The 14983-nt window shown below is 68.0% G+C and carries 16 protein-coding genes; 15 read left to right on the top strand and 1 reads right to left on the bottom strand.

Translation table 11 applies throughout. The features are described 5' to 3' along the window. Position 1: 1 nt before the first annotated feature. Complete coding sequence (locus ACIGFL_RS12950) at positions 2-631, bottom strand: type II secretion system protein N (RefSeq protein ID WP_397497441.1); 630 nt, start codon at positions 629-631, stop codon at positions 2-4. Between the two features lie 230 nt (positions 632-861). Between ACIGFL_RS12950 and gspE the strand changes: the two genes are divergently transcribed. The 15 genes from gspE (at position 862) to ACIGFL_RS12875 (ending at position 14949) form a co-directional block, all read left to right on the top strand. Further along, entirely contained in the window at positions 862-2349 is a 1488-nt protein-coding gene (gspE, locus tag ACIGFL_RS12945) for a type II secretion system ATPase GspE (RefSeq protein ID WP_397497440.1), read from the top strand. Next, positions 2350-3567, top strand: coding sequence for a GspF family T2SS innner membrane protein variant XcpS (gene xcpS, locus ACIGFL_RS12940; RefSeq protein WP_397497439.1), 1218 nt, complete (start codon positions 2350-2352; stop codon positions 3565-3567). It begins immediately after the preceding gene. Positions 3568-3570: 3 nt separating this feature from the next. Further along, complete coding sequence (gene gspG, locus ACIGFL_RS12935; RefSeq protein WP_031303287.1) at positions 3571-3996, top strand: type II secretion system major pseudopilin GspG; 426 nt, start codon at positions 3571-3573, stop codon at positions 3994-3996. Positions 3997-4001: 5 nt separating this feature from the next. Continuing rightward, positions 4002-4547, top strand: coding sequence for a type II secretion system minor pseudopilin GspH (gene gspH, locus ACIGFL_RS12930; protein ID WP_021444654.1), 546 nt, complete (start codon positions 4002-4004; stop codon positions 4545-4547). Further along, positions 4544-4927, top strand: a complete 384-nt coding sequence (gspI, locus tag ACIGFL_RS12925; protein WP_021444653.1) for a type II secretion system minor pseudopilin GspI — start codon at positions 4544-4546, stop codon at positions 4925-4927. The genes gspH and gspI overlap by 4 nt, the downstream gene beginning before the upstream one ends. Next, entirely contained in the window at positions 4927-5688 is a 762-nt protein-coding gene (gene gspJ / locus ACIGFL_RS12920) for a type II secretion system minor pseudopilin GspJ (protein ID WP_397497438.1), read from the top strand. The genes gspI and gspJ overlap by 1 nt, the downstream gene beginning before the upstream one ends. Beyond that, on the top strand, positions 5685-6659 hold the full coding sequence (gspK, locus tag ACIGFL_RS12915) for a type II secretion system minor pseudopilin GspK (protein WP_397497437.1): 975 nt from the start codon (positions 5685-5687) through the stop codon (positions 6657-6659). The genes gspJ and gspK overlap by 4 nt, the downstream gene beginning before the upstream one ends. Further along, the gene (gene gspL / locus ACIGFL_RS12910) at positions 6656-7798 is read left to right on the top strand and encodes a type II secretion system protein GspL (protein ID WP_397497436.1); all 1143 of its coding nucleotides are present in this window, start codon (positions 6656-6658) and stop codon (positions 7796-7798) included. The genes gspK and gspL overlap by 4 nt, the downstream gene beginning before the upstream one ends. A 2-nt stretch (positions 7799-7800) precedes the next feature. Then, positions 7801-8325 carry a type II secretion system protein M gene (locus tag ACIGFL_RS12905; RefSeq protein ID WP_397497435.1) on the top strand — a complete coding sequence of 175 codons (525 nt, stop codon included), beginning with the start codon at positions 7801-7803 and terminating at the stop codon, positions 8323-8325. A gap of 453 nt (positions 8326-8778) precedes the next feature. Further along, the gene (locus ACIGFL_RS12900) at positions 8779-9558 is read left to right on the top strand and encodes an ABC transporter substrate-binding protein (RefSeq protein WP_397497434.1); all 780 of its coding nucleotides are present in this window, start codon (positions 8779-8781) and stop codon (positions 9556-9558) included. Between the two features lie 165 nt (positions 9559-9723). After that, the gene (locus ACIGFL_RS12895) at positions 9724-10413 is read left to right on the top strand and encodes an ABC transporter permease (RefSeq protein ID WP_021443531.1); all 690 of its coding nucleotides are present in this window, start codon (positions 9724-9726) and stop codon (positions 10411-10413) included. A gap of 10 nt (positions 10414-10423) precedes the next feature. Beyond that, on the top strand, positions 10424-11122 hold the full coding sequence (locus ACIGFL_RS12890; protein WP_021443532.1) for an ABC transporter permease: 699 nt from the start codon (positions 10424-10426) through the stop codon (positions 11120-11122). A gap of 61 nt (positions 11123-11183) precedes the next feature. Next, on the top strand, positions 11184-11948 hold the full coding sequence (locus tag ACIGFL_RS12885; protein ID WP_397497433.1) for an ABC transporter ATP-binding protein: 765 nt from the start codon (positions 11184-11186) through the stop codon (positions 11946-11948). 218 nt (positions 11949-12166) lie between these two features. After that, complete coding sequence (argR, locus tag ACIGFL_RS12880; protein ID WP_021443534.1) at positions 12167-13147, top strand: transcriptional regulator ArgR; 981 nt, start codon at positions 12167-12169, stop codon at positions 13145-13147. Positions 13148-13728: 581 nt separating this feature from the next. Continuing rightward, on the top strand, positions 13729-14949 hold the full coding sequence (locus ACIGFL_RS12875; RefSeq protein ID WP_122107194.1) for an aspartate aminotransferase family protein: 1221 nt from the start codon (positions 13729-13731) through the stop codon (positions 14947-14949). The last annotated feature ends 34 nt before the right edge of the window (positions 14950-14983 follow it).

Genomic DNA, 14983 nt, shown 5'->3' with positions numbered 1-14983 from the left:
TTCATTCGCTTTCCATGGGCTGATCGGAGGGCGTTTCTTCGGGCAGGGTACCGGCGGCTTCCATCTGCTCGCGCAGCGCCTGCATGCGCTGGCGCAGTTGTTCGAGGTTGTCCTGCTCCAGCTGGTCGAGTTGATCGAGCGCGGCGTCGGCCGTTTCGGCCGGCGGCGTGTAGACATACTGGCCGCTCTGCTGGCGGGGGAAGGCGAGGCTCTCGCGGCGGCCGTTGCGCAGCAGCTCGACGCGGTCGGCGTAGACCGCATCCAGGCGCACGCCGTTGTCCACCTCCATGCCCACGGCGTAGCGCTGGGCGCTGTGGCCCTGGCGCTGGATCAGCGCGCTGGAACGTTGCGGGTCGCTGTGGACGAAGCTGCCGAGCAGGGTCAGCTGCAGGTTGGTGGCCGGTGGTGGGCCGCTGTCGGCCTGTTTGGCGCTGCCGAACAGCTGGGCGAGGGGCGCCTGGCTGGGTTGTTCCAGGGGGCTGGCGGCCTGGCTCGGTGGGTTCAGCGCGGGGCCGCGCACCAGGCGCAGCAGCTCGGCGCTTTGCCAGGCCAGGCTGACGCTGAGGGCGATCAGCACGAGCATGCCGAGCACGCTCGGGGCGTTGTCCTTGAGGCGCTGGGGGAGGGCCAAATGCATTACTCCGGAAACGACGTTCTAATTCTTTTTATGTGCTATGCGTCGCGGGCCGATCATAACAGCCTGCGCGGCGTTGACATCCCCTATATGGGGTGGGTGTGCTGTATTGGGCGATGTGTTAAAGATAGCCCAATAACCATTACAAAAAAGACCGCCGTAGAGGGGCAAACAGTCAGATTGGGCTGTAATACTCAAGGTAAGGTTCTGTTTTTAAGGTTCATCGCATGAACGCTTCGCTGCTCGAGACTCCCCTGCGCCGTCTGCCCTTCAGTTTCGCCAAACGTCACGGCGTGGTGTTCGTGCTGCACGAGGGGCGCGCCTGCCTGGCCTATCGGGCCGACTGCGAACCGGTGGCGCTGGCCGAGGCGCAGCGTTTCGCCGGACGCAGCCTGCCGCTGCGCCCGCTCGCCGCCGGCGAGTTCGCCCTGGCCCTGGGCGCGGCCTACCAGCACGACTCGGCGTCCATGCAGCTGGCCGAGGACATCGGCGGCAGCCTCGACCTGGCCTCGCTGGCCGAGCAGGTGCCGGAGACCGAAGACCTGCTGGAGCAGGAAGACGACGCGCCGATCATCCGCCTGATCAACGCCATCCTCGGCGAGGCGATCAAGGAAAACGCCTCCGACATCCACCTGGAAACCTTCGAGAAGCGCCTGGTGGTGCGCTTTCGCGTCGACGGCATCCTGCGCGAAGTGCTCGAACCCAAGCGCGAGCTGGCGGCGCTGCTGGTGTCGCGGGTCAAGGTCATGGCGCGCCTGGACATCGCCGAGAAGCGCGTGCCGCAGGACGGGCGCATCTCGCTCAAGGTCGGCGGGCGCGAGGTGGACATTCGTGTGTCCACATTGCCCTCGGCCAACGGTGAGCGGGTGGTGCTGCGTCTGCTCGACAAACAGGCCGGGCGTCTGTCGCTGCAGCACCTGGGCATGCGCGCCGAGGACCGCGCGCTGATGGAGGAGACGGTGCGCAAGCCGCACGGCATCCTGCTGGTCACCGGCCCCACCGGCTCGGGCAAGACCACCACGCTGTACGCCAGCCTGGTCAGCCTCAACGACCACACGCGCAACATCCTCACCGTCGAGGACCCCATCGAATACCACCTCGAAGGCATCGGCCAGACCCAGGTCAACACCAAGGTGGACATGACCTTCGCCCGCGGCCTGCGCGCCATCCTGCGCCAGGACCCGGACGTGGTGATGGTCGGCGAGATCCGCGACAAGGAAACTGCCGAGATCGCCGTGCAGGCCTCGCTGACCGGCCACCTGGTGCTTTCCACCCTGCACACCAACAGCGCCATCGGCGCCATCACCCGTCTGGTGGACATGGGCGTGGAGCCCTTTCTGCTGTCGTCCTCCCTGCTCGGCGTGCTGGCCCAGCGCCTGGTGCGGGTGCTGTGCCCGGCGTGCAAGGAACCTTATGCCGCCGATGCGGCCGAATGCGCGCTGCTCGGCGTGCCGGCCGCATCGGCGCCGACCCTGTACCACGCGCGCGGCTGCGCCGAGTGCCACCAGCAGGGCTACCGCGGGCGTACCGGCATCTACGAGCTGGTGGTGTTCGACGAAACCATGCGCACGCTGATCCACAGCCGCGCCTCCGAGCAGGACATGACCCGCCACGCCCGCCGCCTGGGCCCGAGCATCCGCGACGACGGGCGGCGCAAGGTGCTGGAAGGGGTGACCACGGTCGAGGAAGTGCTGCGCGTGACCCGGGAGGAGTAAGTGGCCGCCTTCGAATATATCGCCCTGGACGGGCGCGGCCGCCAGCAGAAAGGCGTGCTGGAGGCCGACAGCGCGCGCCAGGTGCGCCAGCTGTTGCGCGAACGCCAGCTGGCACCGCTAGAGGTCAAGGCCACGCGCAACCGCGAGCAGGTCAGCGGCGGCGCTCGCCTGGGCTTCGCCCGCGGCCTGTCGGCGCGCGACCTGGCGCTGGTCACCCGGCAGCTGGCGACCCTGGTGCAGGCGGCGCTGCCGATCGAGGAGGCGCTGCGTGCGGCCGCCGCGCAAGCCACCAGTGCACGCATCCAGGCCATGCTGCTGGCGGTGCGCGCGCGGGTGCTGGAAGGCCACAGCCTGGCCGCCAGCCTGAAGGAATTTCCCGCCGCCTTTCCCGAGCTGTACCGCGCCACCGTGGCCGCCGGCGAGCACGCCGGGCACCTCGGCCCGGTGCTGGAACAGCTGGCCGACTACACCGAGCAGCGCCAGCAGTCGCGGCAAAAGATTCAGCTGGCGCTGCTCTACCCGCTGATCCTGATGTGTGCGTCCTTGCTCATCGTCGGTTTCCTGCTCGGCTACGTGGTGCCGGACGTGGTCAAGGTCTTCGTCGATTCCGGGCAGACCCTGCCGGCGCTGACCCGCGGGCTGATCGCCCTGAGCGACTGGGTCAAGGCCTGGGGCGCGGCGACGCTGGTGCTGCTGGCGCTGGCGATCGTCGCCCTGCGTTGGGCGCTGCGCGACGAGGCGTTCAAGCTGCGCTGGCACGCGTTTCTGCTGCGCGTGCCGCTGCTGGGCCGGCTGGGACGCGCCACCGACTGCGCGCGTTTCGCCTCCACCCTGGCGATTCTCACCCAGAGTGGCGTGCCGCTGGTGGAGGCGCTGGCGATTGCCGGCGAGGTGATCGGCAACCGGGTGATCCGTGGCGAGGTGCTGGTGGCGGCGCAGAAGGTGCGCGAGGGCGGCAGCCTGACCCGTTCGCTGGAGGCCACCGGGCAGTTTCCGCCGATGATGCTGCACATGATCGCCAGCGGCGAACGCTCCGGCGAGCTGGATCAGATGCTGGCGCGCACGGCGAAGAATCAGGAGAACGACCTCGGCGCGCAGATCGCCCTGCTGGTGGGTTTGTTCGAACCGTTCATGCTGGTATTCATGGGGGCGGTGGTGTTGGTCATAGTCCTGGCCATCCTGCTGCCGATTCTTTCGTTGAACCAAATGGTGGGTTAGCAGGTGAGTAGAAAACAGGCGGGTTTCACCCTGATCGAGATCATGGTGGTGGTGGTCATTCTCGGCATCCTCGCGGCGCTGGTGGTGCCGCAGGTGATGAGCAGGCCCGATCAGGCCAAGGTCACCGCGGCGCAGAACGACATCCGCGCCATCGGCGCGGCGCTGGACATGTACAAGCTGGACAACCACAGCTACCCCAGCACCCAGCAGGGCATCGAGGCGCTGGTGAGCAAGCCCGGCGGCAACCCGCCGGCGAAGAACTGGAACAAGGAGGGCTACCTCAAGCGCCTGCCGGTCGACCCCTGGGGCAATCCCTACCAGTACCTGGCGCCGGGCACCAAGGGCGCCTTCGACCTCTATTCGTTCGGCGCCGACGGCAAGCAGGGCGGCAGCGACCTGGACGCGGACATCGGCAACTGGGATCTCTGATCGCCATGCAGCGCGTACCTGCGGGCTCGGCCAGGCGGGCGAGGGGCTTCACCCTGATCGAGCTGCTGGTGGTGCTGGTCATCCTCGGCAGCCTGATCGGCCTGGCGGTGCTCGGCACCGGGCTGGCCGGGCCGAGCCGCGAACTGCGCGGCGAGGCCGAGCGCCTGGCCGGCCTGATCGGCGTGCTGGCCGACGAGGCGGTGCTGGATAACCGCGAGTACGGCCTGAGTTTTACCCGCGAGGGCTACCGGGTGCTGCGCTACGATTCGCGGCGCGGCGAGTGGCAGGCGCTGGATCGCCAGGCGCATCGCCTGCCGGACTGGGCCGAGCTGACTCTTGAGGTGGAGGGCGAGGGGGAGGGCGAGGCCTTGCGCCTGCCCGGCGCGGCCAGTGCCCTGGCGCCGCAACTGCTGATTCTCTCCAGCGGCGAGCTCACGGCTTTTCGCCTGCGCCTGGCCGAGCGCCGCCGCGACGGCCTGCAGCTGCAGCTGTCCAGCGACGGCTTCGGCCTGCCGCGTATCGAGGAGCTGGCGGCAGGGCGCGCCGGATGAAGCGCGCGCGCGGTTTCACCCTGCTCGAAGTGCTGGTGGCGCTGGCCATCTTCGCCCTGGTCGCCGCCAGCGTGCTGACTGCCAGCGCGCGCAGCGTGCAGACCGCCGCGCAGCTGGAAGCCAAGACCCTGGCCATGTGGGTGGCCGACAACCGCCTTACCGAGCTGCAGCTGGCCGAGGCGCCGCCGGCCGACGGTCGTGACCAGGGCCAGGTGGAGTTTGCCGCGCGTCGCTGGCTGTGGCAGAGCGAGATTCAGGCCACCAGCGAGCCGAGCATGCGCCGGGTGACCCTGTGGGTCGCCGCCGAGCAGCGTGGCGCCTCGGGCGATCTGCGCGAGCGCGCGCTGGTCAGCCTCAGCGGCTTTCTGGGGGCGCCGTGATGAAGCGTATGGCCCGTAGGAGCGAGCTCTGCTCGCGAAATGGCCTCAATCTGGATGCGCGAGCAGAGCTCGCTCCTACAGCTCGACCGCAGCGCGGCTTTACCCTGCTCGAATTGCTGATCGCCATCGCCATCTTCGCCATTCTCGGGTTGGCCACCTACCGCATGCTCGACAGCGTGCTCAGCGCCGACGCCGCCACCCGCAACCACGAGCAGCAACTGCGCGAGCTGGTGCGGGCGATGGCCGCCTTCGAGCGCGACGTGCTGCAGGTGGCGGTGCGGCCGATCCGCGATGGCTTCGGCGACCCGCAGCCGGCGCTGCGCAGCGAGCCGAGCGATGCCTCTGCGCTGGAGTTGACCCGCGCCGGCTGGCGCAATCCGCTCGGTCAGCCGCGCGCCGAGCTGCAGCGGGTGCGCTGGCAGCTCAGCGGCGAGCAGTGGCAGCGCCGTTACTGGCGCGTGCTGGACCAGGCCCAGGACAGCCAGCCGCAGGTGCAGCAGGCGCTCGACGGGGTGCAGGCGCTGAGCCTGCGCTACCTCGACGACGAGGGCCAGTGGCACGCCGATTGGCCGCCGCCCAATGCCGCTGGCGACAGCCTGCTCACCGGCCTGCCGCGCGCCCTCGAACTGCGCCTGGAGCATCGTCGCCATGGCGAGCTGCGCCGCCTACTGCGCCTGCCGGACGCGCCGCCGCAGAGCGTCGTGCCTGCCCCCGGCGAGGGTGAGGGCGACCCCGCTGAGCCCGAGGAGCCGCAGCCATGAAACCTCAACGCGGCGTGGCACTGATCACCGTGCTGCTGGTGGTGGCGCTGGTCACCGTGGTCTGCGCCGGGCTGATCGCCCGCCAGCAGCTGTCGATCCGCAGCAGCGCCAACCAGTTGCACGTGCGCCAGGCCTGGCACTACGCCCTGGGCGGCGAGACGCTGGCCAAGGCCATCCTCCAGCGCGACTTGCGCCAGGGCGATCCGCGCCAGCCGGTCGATCACCTGGGCGAACCCTGGGCGCAGCCGCTGACACCCTTCGCGCTGGACGAGGGCGGCGAGCTGCGCGTGCGCATCGTCGATCCCAGCGGCCGCTTCAACCTCAACAGCCTGGTGCGCCAGGGCCAGCCCGACGAGCTGGCGCTGCTGCGCCTGCGCCGCCTGCTGTTGCGCCTGGAGATCGCCAAGCCCTACGCCGAACGCTTGCTCGACTGGCTCGATGGCGACGGCGAGCCTAGCGGCGCTCAGGGCGCGGAGGACGGCCAGTACCTGCTGGCCACGCCGCCTTATCGCGCGGCCAACCGCCAGCTCGCCGACGTCTCCGAGCTGCGCCTGCTGCTGGAGATGGGCGAGGCCGACTACCGCCGCCTGCTGCCCTTCGTCAGCGCCCTGCCGGGCGAGGCGCTGCTCAACGTCAACAGCGCCAGCGCCGTGGTGCTGTCCAGCCTGGCCGACGGCCTCAGCCCGGATGCCGCGCTGGCGCTGGTGGCGGCGCGCGGCCGTGAAGCTTTTGCCAGCCCGGCGGCCTTCGCCGCCCAGCCGGCCCTGGCCGGCCTCGGCGAGCAGGCGCTGCAGGGCCTGGCGGTGGGCAGCCAGTTCTTCGAGGTGTTCAGCGAGGTGAGCCTCGGCGAGCGCCGCGTGGTGTTGCGCAGCCTGTTGCAGCGCGGCAATGATGGCCAGGTCAGTGTCCTGGCGCGTGATCTGGGGCAGGGCGGTACGCCGCCGTTGCCCGTCGAGGAAGCACAACGATGAATCAGCTATGGATCTTCCTGCCGCCGGAGGCCTGTCAGGGCCTGTCGGCGGAGCTGCCGGTGCAGTGGGTGAGCTTCACCGAATGTCGCACGCTGAGCCTGGGCGAGGCGCTGCGCGAGCTGCCGACGGCCTGGGAACTGGTGCTGCCGGTGGAGGCGGTGACCGCCTGCGCCGTGCAGTTGCCGACGCAGAAGGCGCGCTGGCTGCGCCAGGCGCTGCCGTTCGCGGTGGAGGAACTGCTTGCCGAGGATGTCGAGCAGATGCACCTGGCCCTGGGCGAGCAACTGGCCGACGGTCGCCACCGGGTCTATGCGCTGCGCGCCGACTGGCTGCGCCAGTGCCTGGCGCTGTGCGCGGCGCAGCCGCCGCAGGCGATCCGCGTCGATGCCGACCTGCTGCCGCGCCAGGGCAGTCAGCTGCTCTGGCTGGAGTCGCGCTGGCTGCTCGGCGGCGAGGCGCCGCTGCGCCTGGCGCTGCAGGCCGAGAGCTGGCCTGCGCTGGCGCCGCGTTGCCCGGCGCCGCATATCGCCAGCGCGCCGGCCGAGCAGGCGCTGCCCGAGCCGGTCGACGAGGTGCACCTGCTGCAGCAGCCGCAACAGTGGCTGGTGCGCCAGGGCGCGGGCGCCGACCTCGCCCAGGGCGAGTTCGCCTTGTACCAGGCGGGCGACGGCTGGCGGCGCTGGCGCCCGCTGGCCGGAGTGCTGGCGCTCTGCCTGCTGCTGCAATGGGGCTTCAACCTGGTCCAGGGCTGGTACCTGCAGCGCCAGGCCGACCAGTACGCGCTGGCCAGCGAGGCGCTGTACCGCGAGCTGTTTCCCGAGGATCGCAAGCTGGTCAACCTGCGCGCGCAGCTGGATCAGCACCTGGCCGATGCCGCCGGCAGCGGCGACAGCCCGCTGCTCGGCCTGCTCGGCGAGGTGGCGCGAGCACTGCCGGCAGGCGGCGCGGCGCGGGTACAGGTCAATCAGCTCGATTACAGCGCCAGTCGCGCCGATCTCGCCCTGCAGCTGCAGGCGCCGGATTTCGCCGAGCTGGAAAGCCTGCGCGAACGCCTGGAACAGGCCGGGCTCGAGGTGCAGATGGGCTCGGCCAGCCGCGAGGCGGACGGCGTCAGCGCGCGTCTGGTGATAGGAGGATGAGCATGGCCAGTTGGCGTCAGTTCAATCAGGGGTTGCAGCTGCAGTGGCAGCGTTCCAGTCTGGCGCTGCGCTGGCAGGCGCTGGGGCCGCGCGACCGCCAGGCGTTGCTGGCGCTGGGTGCCTTCCTGGCGCTGGTGCTGGGCTACCTGCTGCTGTGGCAGCCGGTGGCGCGCGACGCCCAGGCGGCGCGCAGCGCCTTCGAGGAGCAGCGCAGCCTGCATGCCTACATGCAGAGCCGTGCGCCGGAGCTGCGCGGACGCCAGCTGCAGCCGCGCGTCAGCCTCGACCCGGCGCGCCTGCAGGGGCTGGTCACCGCCTCGGCGGCGGAGCAGGGCCTGGCCATCGAACGCCTGGATGCCGAGGGCCAGGGCGCGGTGCAGGTCAGCCTGCAGCCGGCGCCGTTCGAGCAGTTGCTGCGCTGGCTGCAGGCGCTGGAAGGGCAGGGTGTGCGCATCGAGGAGGCCGGCATGGAGCGTCACGACGAGGGGCGGGTGGCGGCGCGGTTGGGTTTGCGGGTTGGCCCCTGAGAGGGCGCCAGGTGGGTGGTGCGTATGGCGCACCCTACGCGTTGCGGTAACAGGGCGCGTCGGGATGGGACGTTAGGGAACGTTCGGGCCCCGTTGCGGTGCCGCACGGGCCGCCGCTGCGCCATTGCCTGGGCGCTGCAGGCCCGGTGAATCGGGGATTTCATGGGATAAGGCGCGATTATTGCTTAAGTATTCCGTTTGCGATTCTTTTCGTTTTGCACGTTTAGGTGTGCCTGTCAATACGCCTGCCCGGCGCCTCCAGGGCTTCTGTAATTAGTTGTCGCATTGAGGAAATATCGCCTCAGCCCCTGTCGCTAGAATGCCGCTCACCCAGCCAAGGCCCTTTGCCCGCTCGCTTGCGCGGCAAAGACCAGCAGTCTTTCTACAATTCATTCAAAGGCCAGGGCCAACCCCACTGCCATCGATGCCATTCCCATTCGAAGGAGCAAAAAAATGAAGAAGATCGCACTTCTCGGCGCGCTGGCGCTGTCCCTGTTGTCGCCGCTGGCCATGGCCGATGATGCCAAACCGCTGCGCATCGGCATCGAGGCGGCGTACCCGCCCTTCGCCTTCAAGACCCCGGACGGCCAGATCGCAGGCTTCGACTACGACATCGGCCAGGCCCTGTGCGAAGAGATGCAGGTCAAGTGCCAGTGGATCGAGCAGGAGTTCGACGGCCTGATCCCGGCGCTCAAGGTGCGCAAGTTCGACGCCGTGCTGTCGTCCATGTCGATCACCGAAGACCGCAAGAAATCCGTCGACTTCACCGGCAAGTACTACGCCACCCCGGCCAAGCTGGCGATGAAGGCCGGCACCGAGCTGAAGGACCCGCTGGTCGACCTCAAGGGCAAGAAGGTCGGCGTGCAGCGTTCCTCGGTCTACGACCGCTACGCCACCGACGTCTTCGCCCCGGCCGGCGTCGAGGTGGTGCGCTACAGCTCGCAGAACGAGATTTTCCTGGATATGCAGTCCGGCCGCCTGGACGCCACCCTGGCCGACTCGGTGAACATCGACGACGGCTTCCTCAAGACCGATGCCGGCAAGGGCTTCGCCTTCGTCGGCCCGGATTTCACCGACGTCAAGTACTTCGGCGAAGGCCAGGGCATTGCCGTGCGCAAGGGCGACAAGGCCCTGGCCGACAAGATCAGCGCTGCCATCCTGGCCATCCGCGCCAACGGCAAGTACAAGGAGGTGCAGGACAAGTACTTCGCCTTCGACGTCTACGGCGAGTAAGCGCAACGCACGGCAAGTGGCACAGGCTTCACTCGCGGTTTGTGCCGCTTCTTTCTGGCCGCCGGTCCTGGCGGCCGCCCTCTGGGCCGTCGCGGAGCCTGGCTCCCGGCAGTTTCTGTTGTGCTACCTGGCGCCGTTCGCGGCGCCCGCATGAGGTACTAGCGCATGCTTCAAGGCTACGGCTCGACCATTCTCGACGGTGCCTGGCTCACCCTGCTTCTGGCCCTGACATCGATGGCGGTGGCGATTTTTCTCGGCCTGCTCGGTGCGGCTTTTCGCCTGTCGCCGATTCGCTGGCTGGCCATGCTCGGCGAGACCTACGCCACGGTGATTCGCGGCATTCCCGACCTGGTGCTGATCCTGCTGATCTTCTACGGCGGCCAGGATCTGGTGAACCGCGTCGCGCCGCTGCTCGGCTACGACGACTACATCGACATCAATCCCTTCGTCGCCGGCGTGTTCACCATGGGCTTCATCTTCGGTGCCTACCTGTCGGAGACCTTCCGCGGCGCCTTTATGGCCATCCCTAAAGGCCAGGCGGAAGCCGGCGCGGCCTACGGCATGAGCGGGGTGCAGGTGTTCTTCCGCATCCTGGTGCCGCAGATGATCCGCTTCGCCATTCCCGGCTTCACCAACAACTGGCTGGTGCTGACCAAGGCCACCGCACTGATCTCGGTGGTCGGCCTGCAGGACATGATGTTCAAGGCCAAGAGCGCCGCCGACGCGACCCGCGAGCCGTTCACCTTCTACCTGGCGGTGGCGGCGCTGTACCTGGTGCTGACCAGTGTTTCCCTGCTGGCCCTGCGTTTCCTCGAGAAACGCTATTCGGTCGGCACCAAGGCCGCCGAGCTGTAGGAGCCGTGCCATGATCTTCGACTACAACATGATCTGGGAGAACCTGCCGCTGTACTTCAGCGGCGTGCTGGTGACCCTGAAAATCCTCCTGATCTCCCTGGCCCTGGGCCTCAGCCTGGCGCTGCCGCTGGCGCTGATGCGGGTGTCCAAGTCGCCGCTGGTGAATTTTCCGGCCTGGCTCTACACCTACGTGATCCGTGGCACGCCGATGCTGGTGCAGCTGTTTCTGATCTACTACGGTCTGGCCCAGTTCGAGTTCATCCGTGACAGCTTCATGTGGCCGTATTTCTCCAGCGCCACCTTCTGCGCCTGCCTGGCCTTCGCCATCAACACCAGCGCCTACACCGCGGAAATCCTCGCCGGCAGCCTCAAGGCCACGCCGCACGGCGAGATCGAGGCGGCCAAGGCCATGGGCATGTCGCGTGCCAAGCTGTACCGGCGCATCCTGCTGCCCTCGGCCCTGCGCCGCGCGCTGCCGCAATACAGCAACGAAGTGATCATGATGCTGCACACCACCTCGCTGGCGTCCATCGTCACCCTGATCGACATCACCGGCGCGGCGCGCACGGTTAGCTCGCAGTACTACATGCCGTTCGAGGCGTTCATCACCGCCGGCCTGTTCTACCTGGTGCTGACCTTCATCCTGGTGCGCCTGTTCAAGCGCGCCGAGTTGCGCTGGCTGGCCTACCTGGCGCCGCGCAAGGCCTGAACGGCGGTCGTCAATTTCCCTGGGTCGCCGGTTCGGCGGCTGATTCAAGAGAGTGGAAACCATGTACAAACTCGAAGTTCAGGACCTGCACAAGCGCTACGGCAGCCATGAGGTGCTCAAGGGCGTCTCCCTGGCGGCCAAGGCCGGCGACGTGATCAGCATCATCGGCTCGAGCGGCTCGGGCAAGAGTACCTTCCTGCGCTGCATCAACCTGCTGGAGCAGCCGCACGGCGGCAAGATCCTGCTCAACGGCGAGGAACTCAAGCTGGTGCCGAACAAGGAGGGTGCGCTCAAGGCCGCCGACGCCAAGCAGCTGCAGCGCATGCGCTCGCGCCTGTCGATGGTGTTCCAGCACTTCAATCTGTGGTCGCACATGAGCGCCCTGGATAACGTTATGGAGGCGCCGGTGCACGTGCTCGGCGTGGACAAGGCCGAGGCGCGCGACAAGGCCGAACACTACCTGGCCAAGGTCGGCGTGGCCCATCGCAAGGAGGCCTATCCCGCGCACATGAGCGGTGGCGAGCAGCAGCGCGTGGCCATCGCCCGCGCCCTGGCCATGGAGCCGGAGGTGATGCTGTTCGACGAGCCGACCTCGGCCCTGGACCCGGAGCTGGTCGGCGAGGTGCTCAAGGTGATGCAGGACCTGGCTCAGGAGGGGCGCACCATGGTGGTGGTGACCCACGAGATGGGCTTCGCCCGCGAGGTGTCCAACCAGCTGGTGTTCCTGCACAAGGGCGTGGTCGAGGAGCGCGGCAACCCGCGCGAAGTGCTGGTCAATCCGCAGTCCGAGCGGCTGCAACAGTTCCTTTCCGGCAGCCTCAAGTAAGAACCCACCTACGATCTGCTGCGCGTCGGCTAAACGGCGTTGAAAACAACCTCGGAATGCTCATTTACACTTGTAAACTCCGCTTCCTCGGCCGTTTTCGCCGCCGTTTATCTCTAGCTCGCTAGATCGTAAACGGGTTCTAAGAAGCGGCTAAACTTCGCCCAGGGCCTGCTCTCACCGCAGCAGGCCGACGCGCAGCAGACTTTGAACAGGCTCTCATGACCCCCCATCGAATCGGCTTCCTCTACTGGCCCGGCACCAAGGCCCTGACCCTGTCGCTGGCCGAGGAGGCGTTGCGCGTGGCGCAGCGTGTGCATCCGGAAGTGGTGTACGAGTTGGTGTTCCTCCAGGCCGAGCCGCTGGCCGCCGGTGACTGGCGCCTGCCCGGCGAGCCCTGGGCCGGTCATCTGGACGGTTGCGACAAGCTATTCCTGCTCGCCGACGTGCCGCCGGCGACGGTTTCCGCCGGCCTGGCTGCCGCGCTCAAGCAGCAGGTGCGCAGCGGTTGCGTGATCGGCGGGCTGTCCGCCGGGGTCTATCCGCTGGCCCAGCTCGGCCTGCTCGACGGCTACCGCGCGGCGGTGCACTGGCGCTGGCAGGACGACTTCGCCGAGCGTTTCCCCAAGGTCATCGCCACCAGTCACCTGTTCGACTGGGACCGCGACCGCCTCAGCGCCTGCGGCGGTTTGGCGGTGCTCGATCTGCTGCTGGCGGTGCTGGCGCGCGACCATGGCGCCGAGCTGGCCGGTGCGGTCAGTGAGGAGCTGGTGGTCGAGCGCATCCGCGAGGGCGGCGAGCGCCAGCGGATCCCGCTGCAGAACCGCCTCGGCTCCAGCCACCCCAAGCTGACCCAGGCGGTGCTGCTGATGGAGGCCAATATCGAGGAGCCGCTGACCACCGACGAGATCGCCCAGCACGTGTGCGTCTCGCGGCGCCAGCTGGAGCGGATCTTCAAGCAGTACCTCAACCGCGTGCCCAGCCAGTACTACCTGGAGCTGCGCCTGAACAAGGCGCGCCAGCTGTTGATGCAGACCAGCAAGTCGATCATCCAGATCGGTCTGTCCTGTGGCTTCTCCTCCGGGCCGCATTTCTCCAGCGCCTACCGCAACTTTTTCGGCGCCACCCCGCGCGACGACCGCAACCAGCGGCGCAGCAACAGCCCTTTCGAACTCACCTCCACTCCGGTCGAGCGCGGTTGACGTCCTCCCGCGGCTTATAGCTGCCGCTGCCTAGGGTGGATGACGCTTGTTTCATCCGCCGTAGCCGACCGCCAGGGTGGATCGGTAAAGCCTGATCCCCCTAGGCTCTGCACCACTGACTCATTCGAGCCCGGCAGTTCGGCGCACAGCCCGGATGCAATCCGGGGCGATTCTGCGCCTGGCGCCATTGTCCCGGTTGGTCACCCCTGCCCGTTTACGGGATAGGGGCGGGGGAGGGCGTCGGTTCGTGGGGGTATTGGCGCCGGTTTCCCGGGGCGCATCCGGGCCACGCAGCCTGTTCGCCCTGTGCAACTGGCTCGGTCGATACCGACCGGTCAACCTGCGGAGATTTTTTCCGCCGCCGTGCGCCCTGGCGGCGAACTGCGTTTAAACTGCGCCTTTCCGACGCTTTCTGTCGCTTTGACGAAAGCCCCCGGAAAACCTGGGTTGGCGCTATAAGAAGTTGTCGCATGGCGGCAATGCCGGCCCCGAATCAGTCCCTACAATCCTTGCATTCCCCGCCGCAATGGGCCGCCCGCGTGGCTTGCTGCAGGCCGGTTTTCCTTATCAGGAGAGTTTCGATGTCCGTTCAGCACGATGCGGTGCAACGCACCGATTTCGACCAGTTTATGGTTCCCAACTATGCTCCCGCAGCCTTCGTACCCGTGCGCGGCCAGGGCTCGCGAGTCTGGGATCAGAGCGGTCGAGAGCTGATCGACTTCGCCGGCGGCATCGCCGTCAACGTGCTCGGCCACTGCCATCCGGCGCTGGTCGGCGCGCTGACCGAGCAGGCCAACACCCTCTGGCACGTGTCCAACGTGTTCACCAACGAGCCGGCGCTGCGCCTGGCCAAGAAGCTGGTCGAGGCCACCTTCGCCGAGCGCGTGTTCTTCTGCAACTCCGGCGCCGAGGCCAACGAGGCCGCGTTCAAGCTGGCCCGGCGCGTGGCCCACGACCGTTTCGGCGCGGACAAGCACGAGATCATCGCCGCCACCAACAGCTTCCACGGTCGTACCCTGTTCACCGTCAGCGTCGGCGGCCAGCCCAAGTACTCCGACGGCTTCGGGCCGAAGATCCAGGGCATCACCCATGTCCCGTACAACGATCTGGAGGCGCTGAAGGCGGCCATTTCCGACAAGACCTGCGCAGTGGTGCTGGAGCCGATTCAGGGCGAGGGCGGCGTGCTGCCGGCCGACCAGGCCTACCTGGAGGGCGCCCGCGCCCTGTGCGACGCGCACAACGCGCTGCTGGTGTTCGACGAAGTGCAGAGCGGCATGGGCCGCAGCGGCGAGCTGTTCGCCTACATGCACTACGGTGTCACCCCGGACATCCTCTCCAGCGCCAAGAGCCTGGGCGGCGGCTTCCCCATCGGCGCCATGCTCACCACCAGCGAGCTGGCCAAGCACCTGACGGTCGGCACCCACGGCACCACCTACGGCGGCAACCCGCTGGCCTGTGCGGTGGCCGAGGCGGTGGTCGACGTGATCAATACCCCCGAGGTGCTGGCTGGGGTCAAGGCCAAGCACCAGCGTTTCGCTGCCAAGCTGAGCGAGCTCGGCGAGCGCTTCGGCATGTTCACCCAGGTGCGTGGCCTGGGCCTGCTGCTCGGCTGCGTGCTCAGCGACGCCTGGAAGGGCAAGGCCAAGGCGATTCTCGATGCCGCCGCCGGCGAAGGTTTGATGGTGCTGCAGGCAGGCCCCGACGTGGTGCGCTTCGCCCCCAGCCTGGTGGTGGAAGACGCCGACATCGACGAGGGCCTGGCCCGCTTCGAGCGCGCCCTGAACAAGCTGGCCAACGCCTGAGCGAGTGCCCGGCGCAGGTAGGCGCCGGGTTTCC

The organism is Pseudomonas sp. NPDC077649 (genome assembly GCF_044542855.1).
Taxonomy (GTDB): domain Bacteria; phylum Pseudomonadota; class Gammaproteobacteria; order Pseudomonadales; family Pseudomonadaceae; genus Aquipseudomonas.
This window is presented reverse-complemented; position numbering and strand designations above follow the sequence as displayed.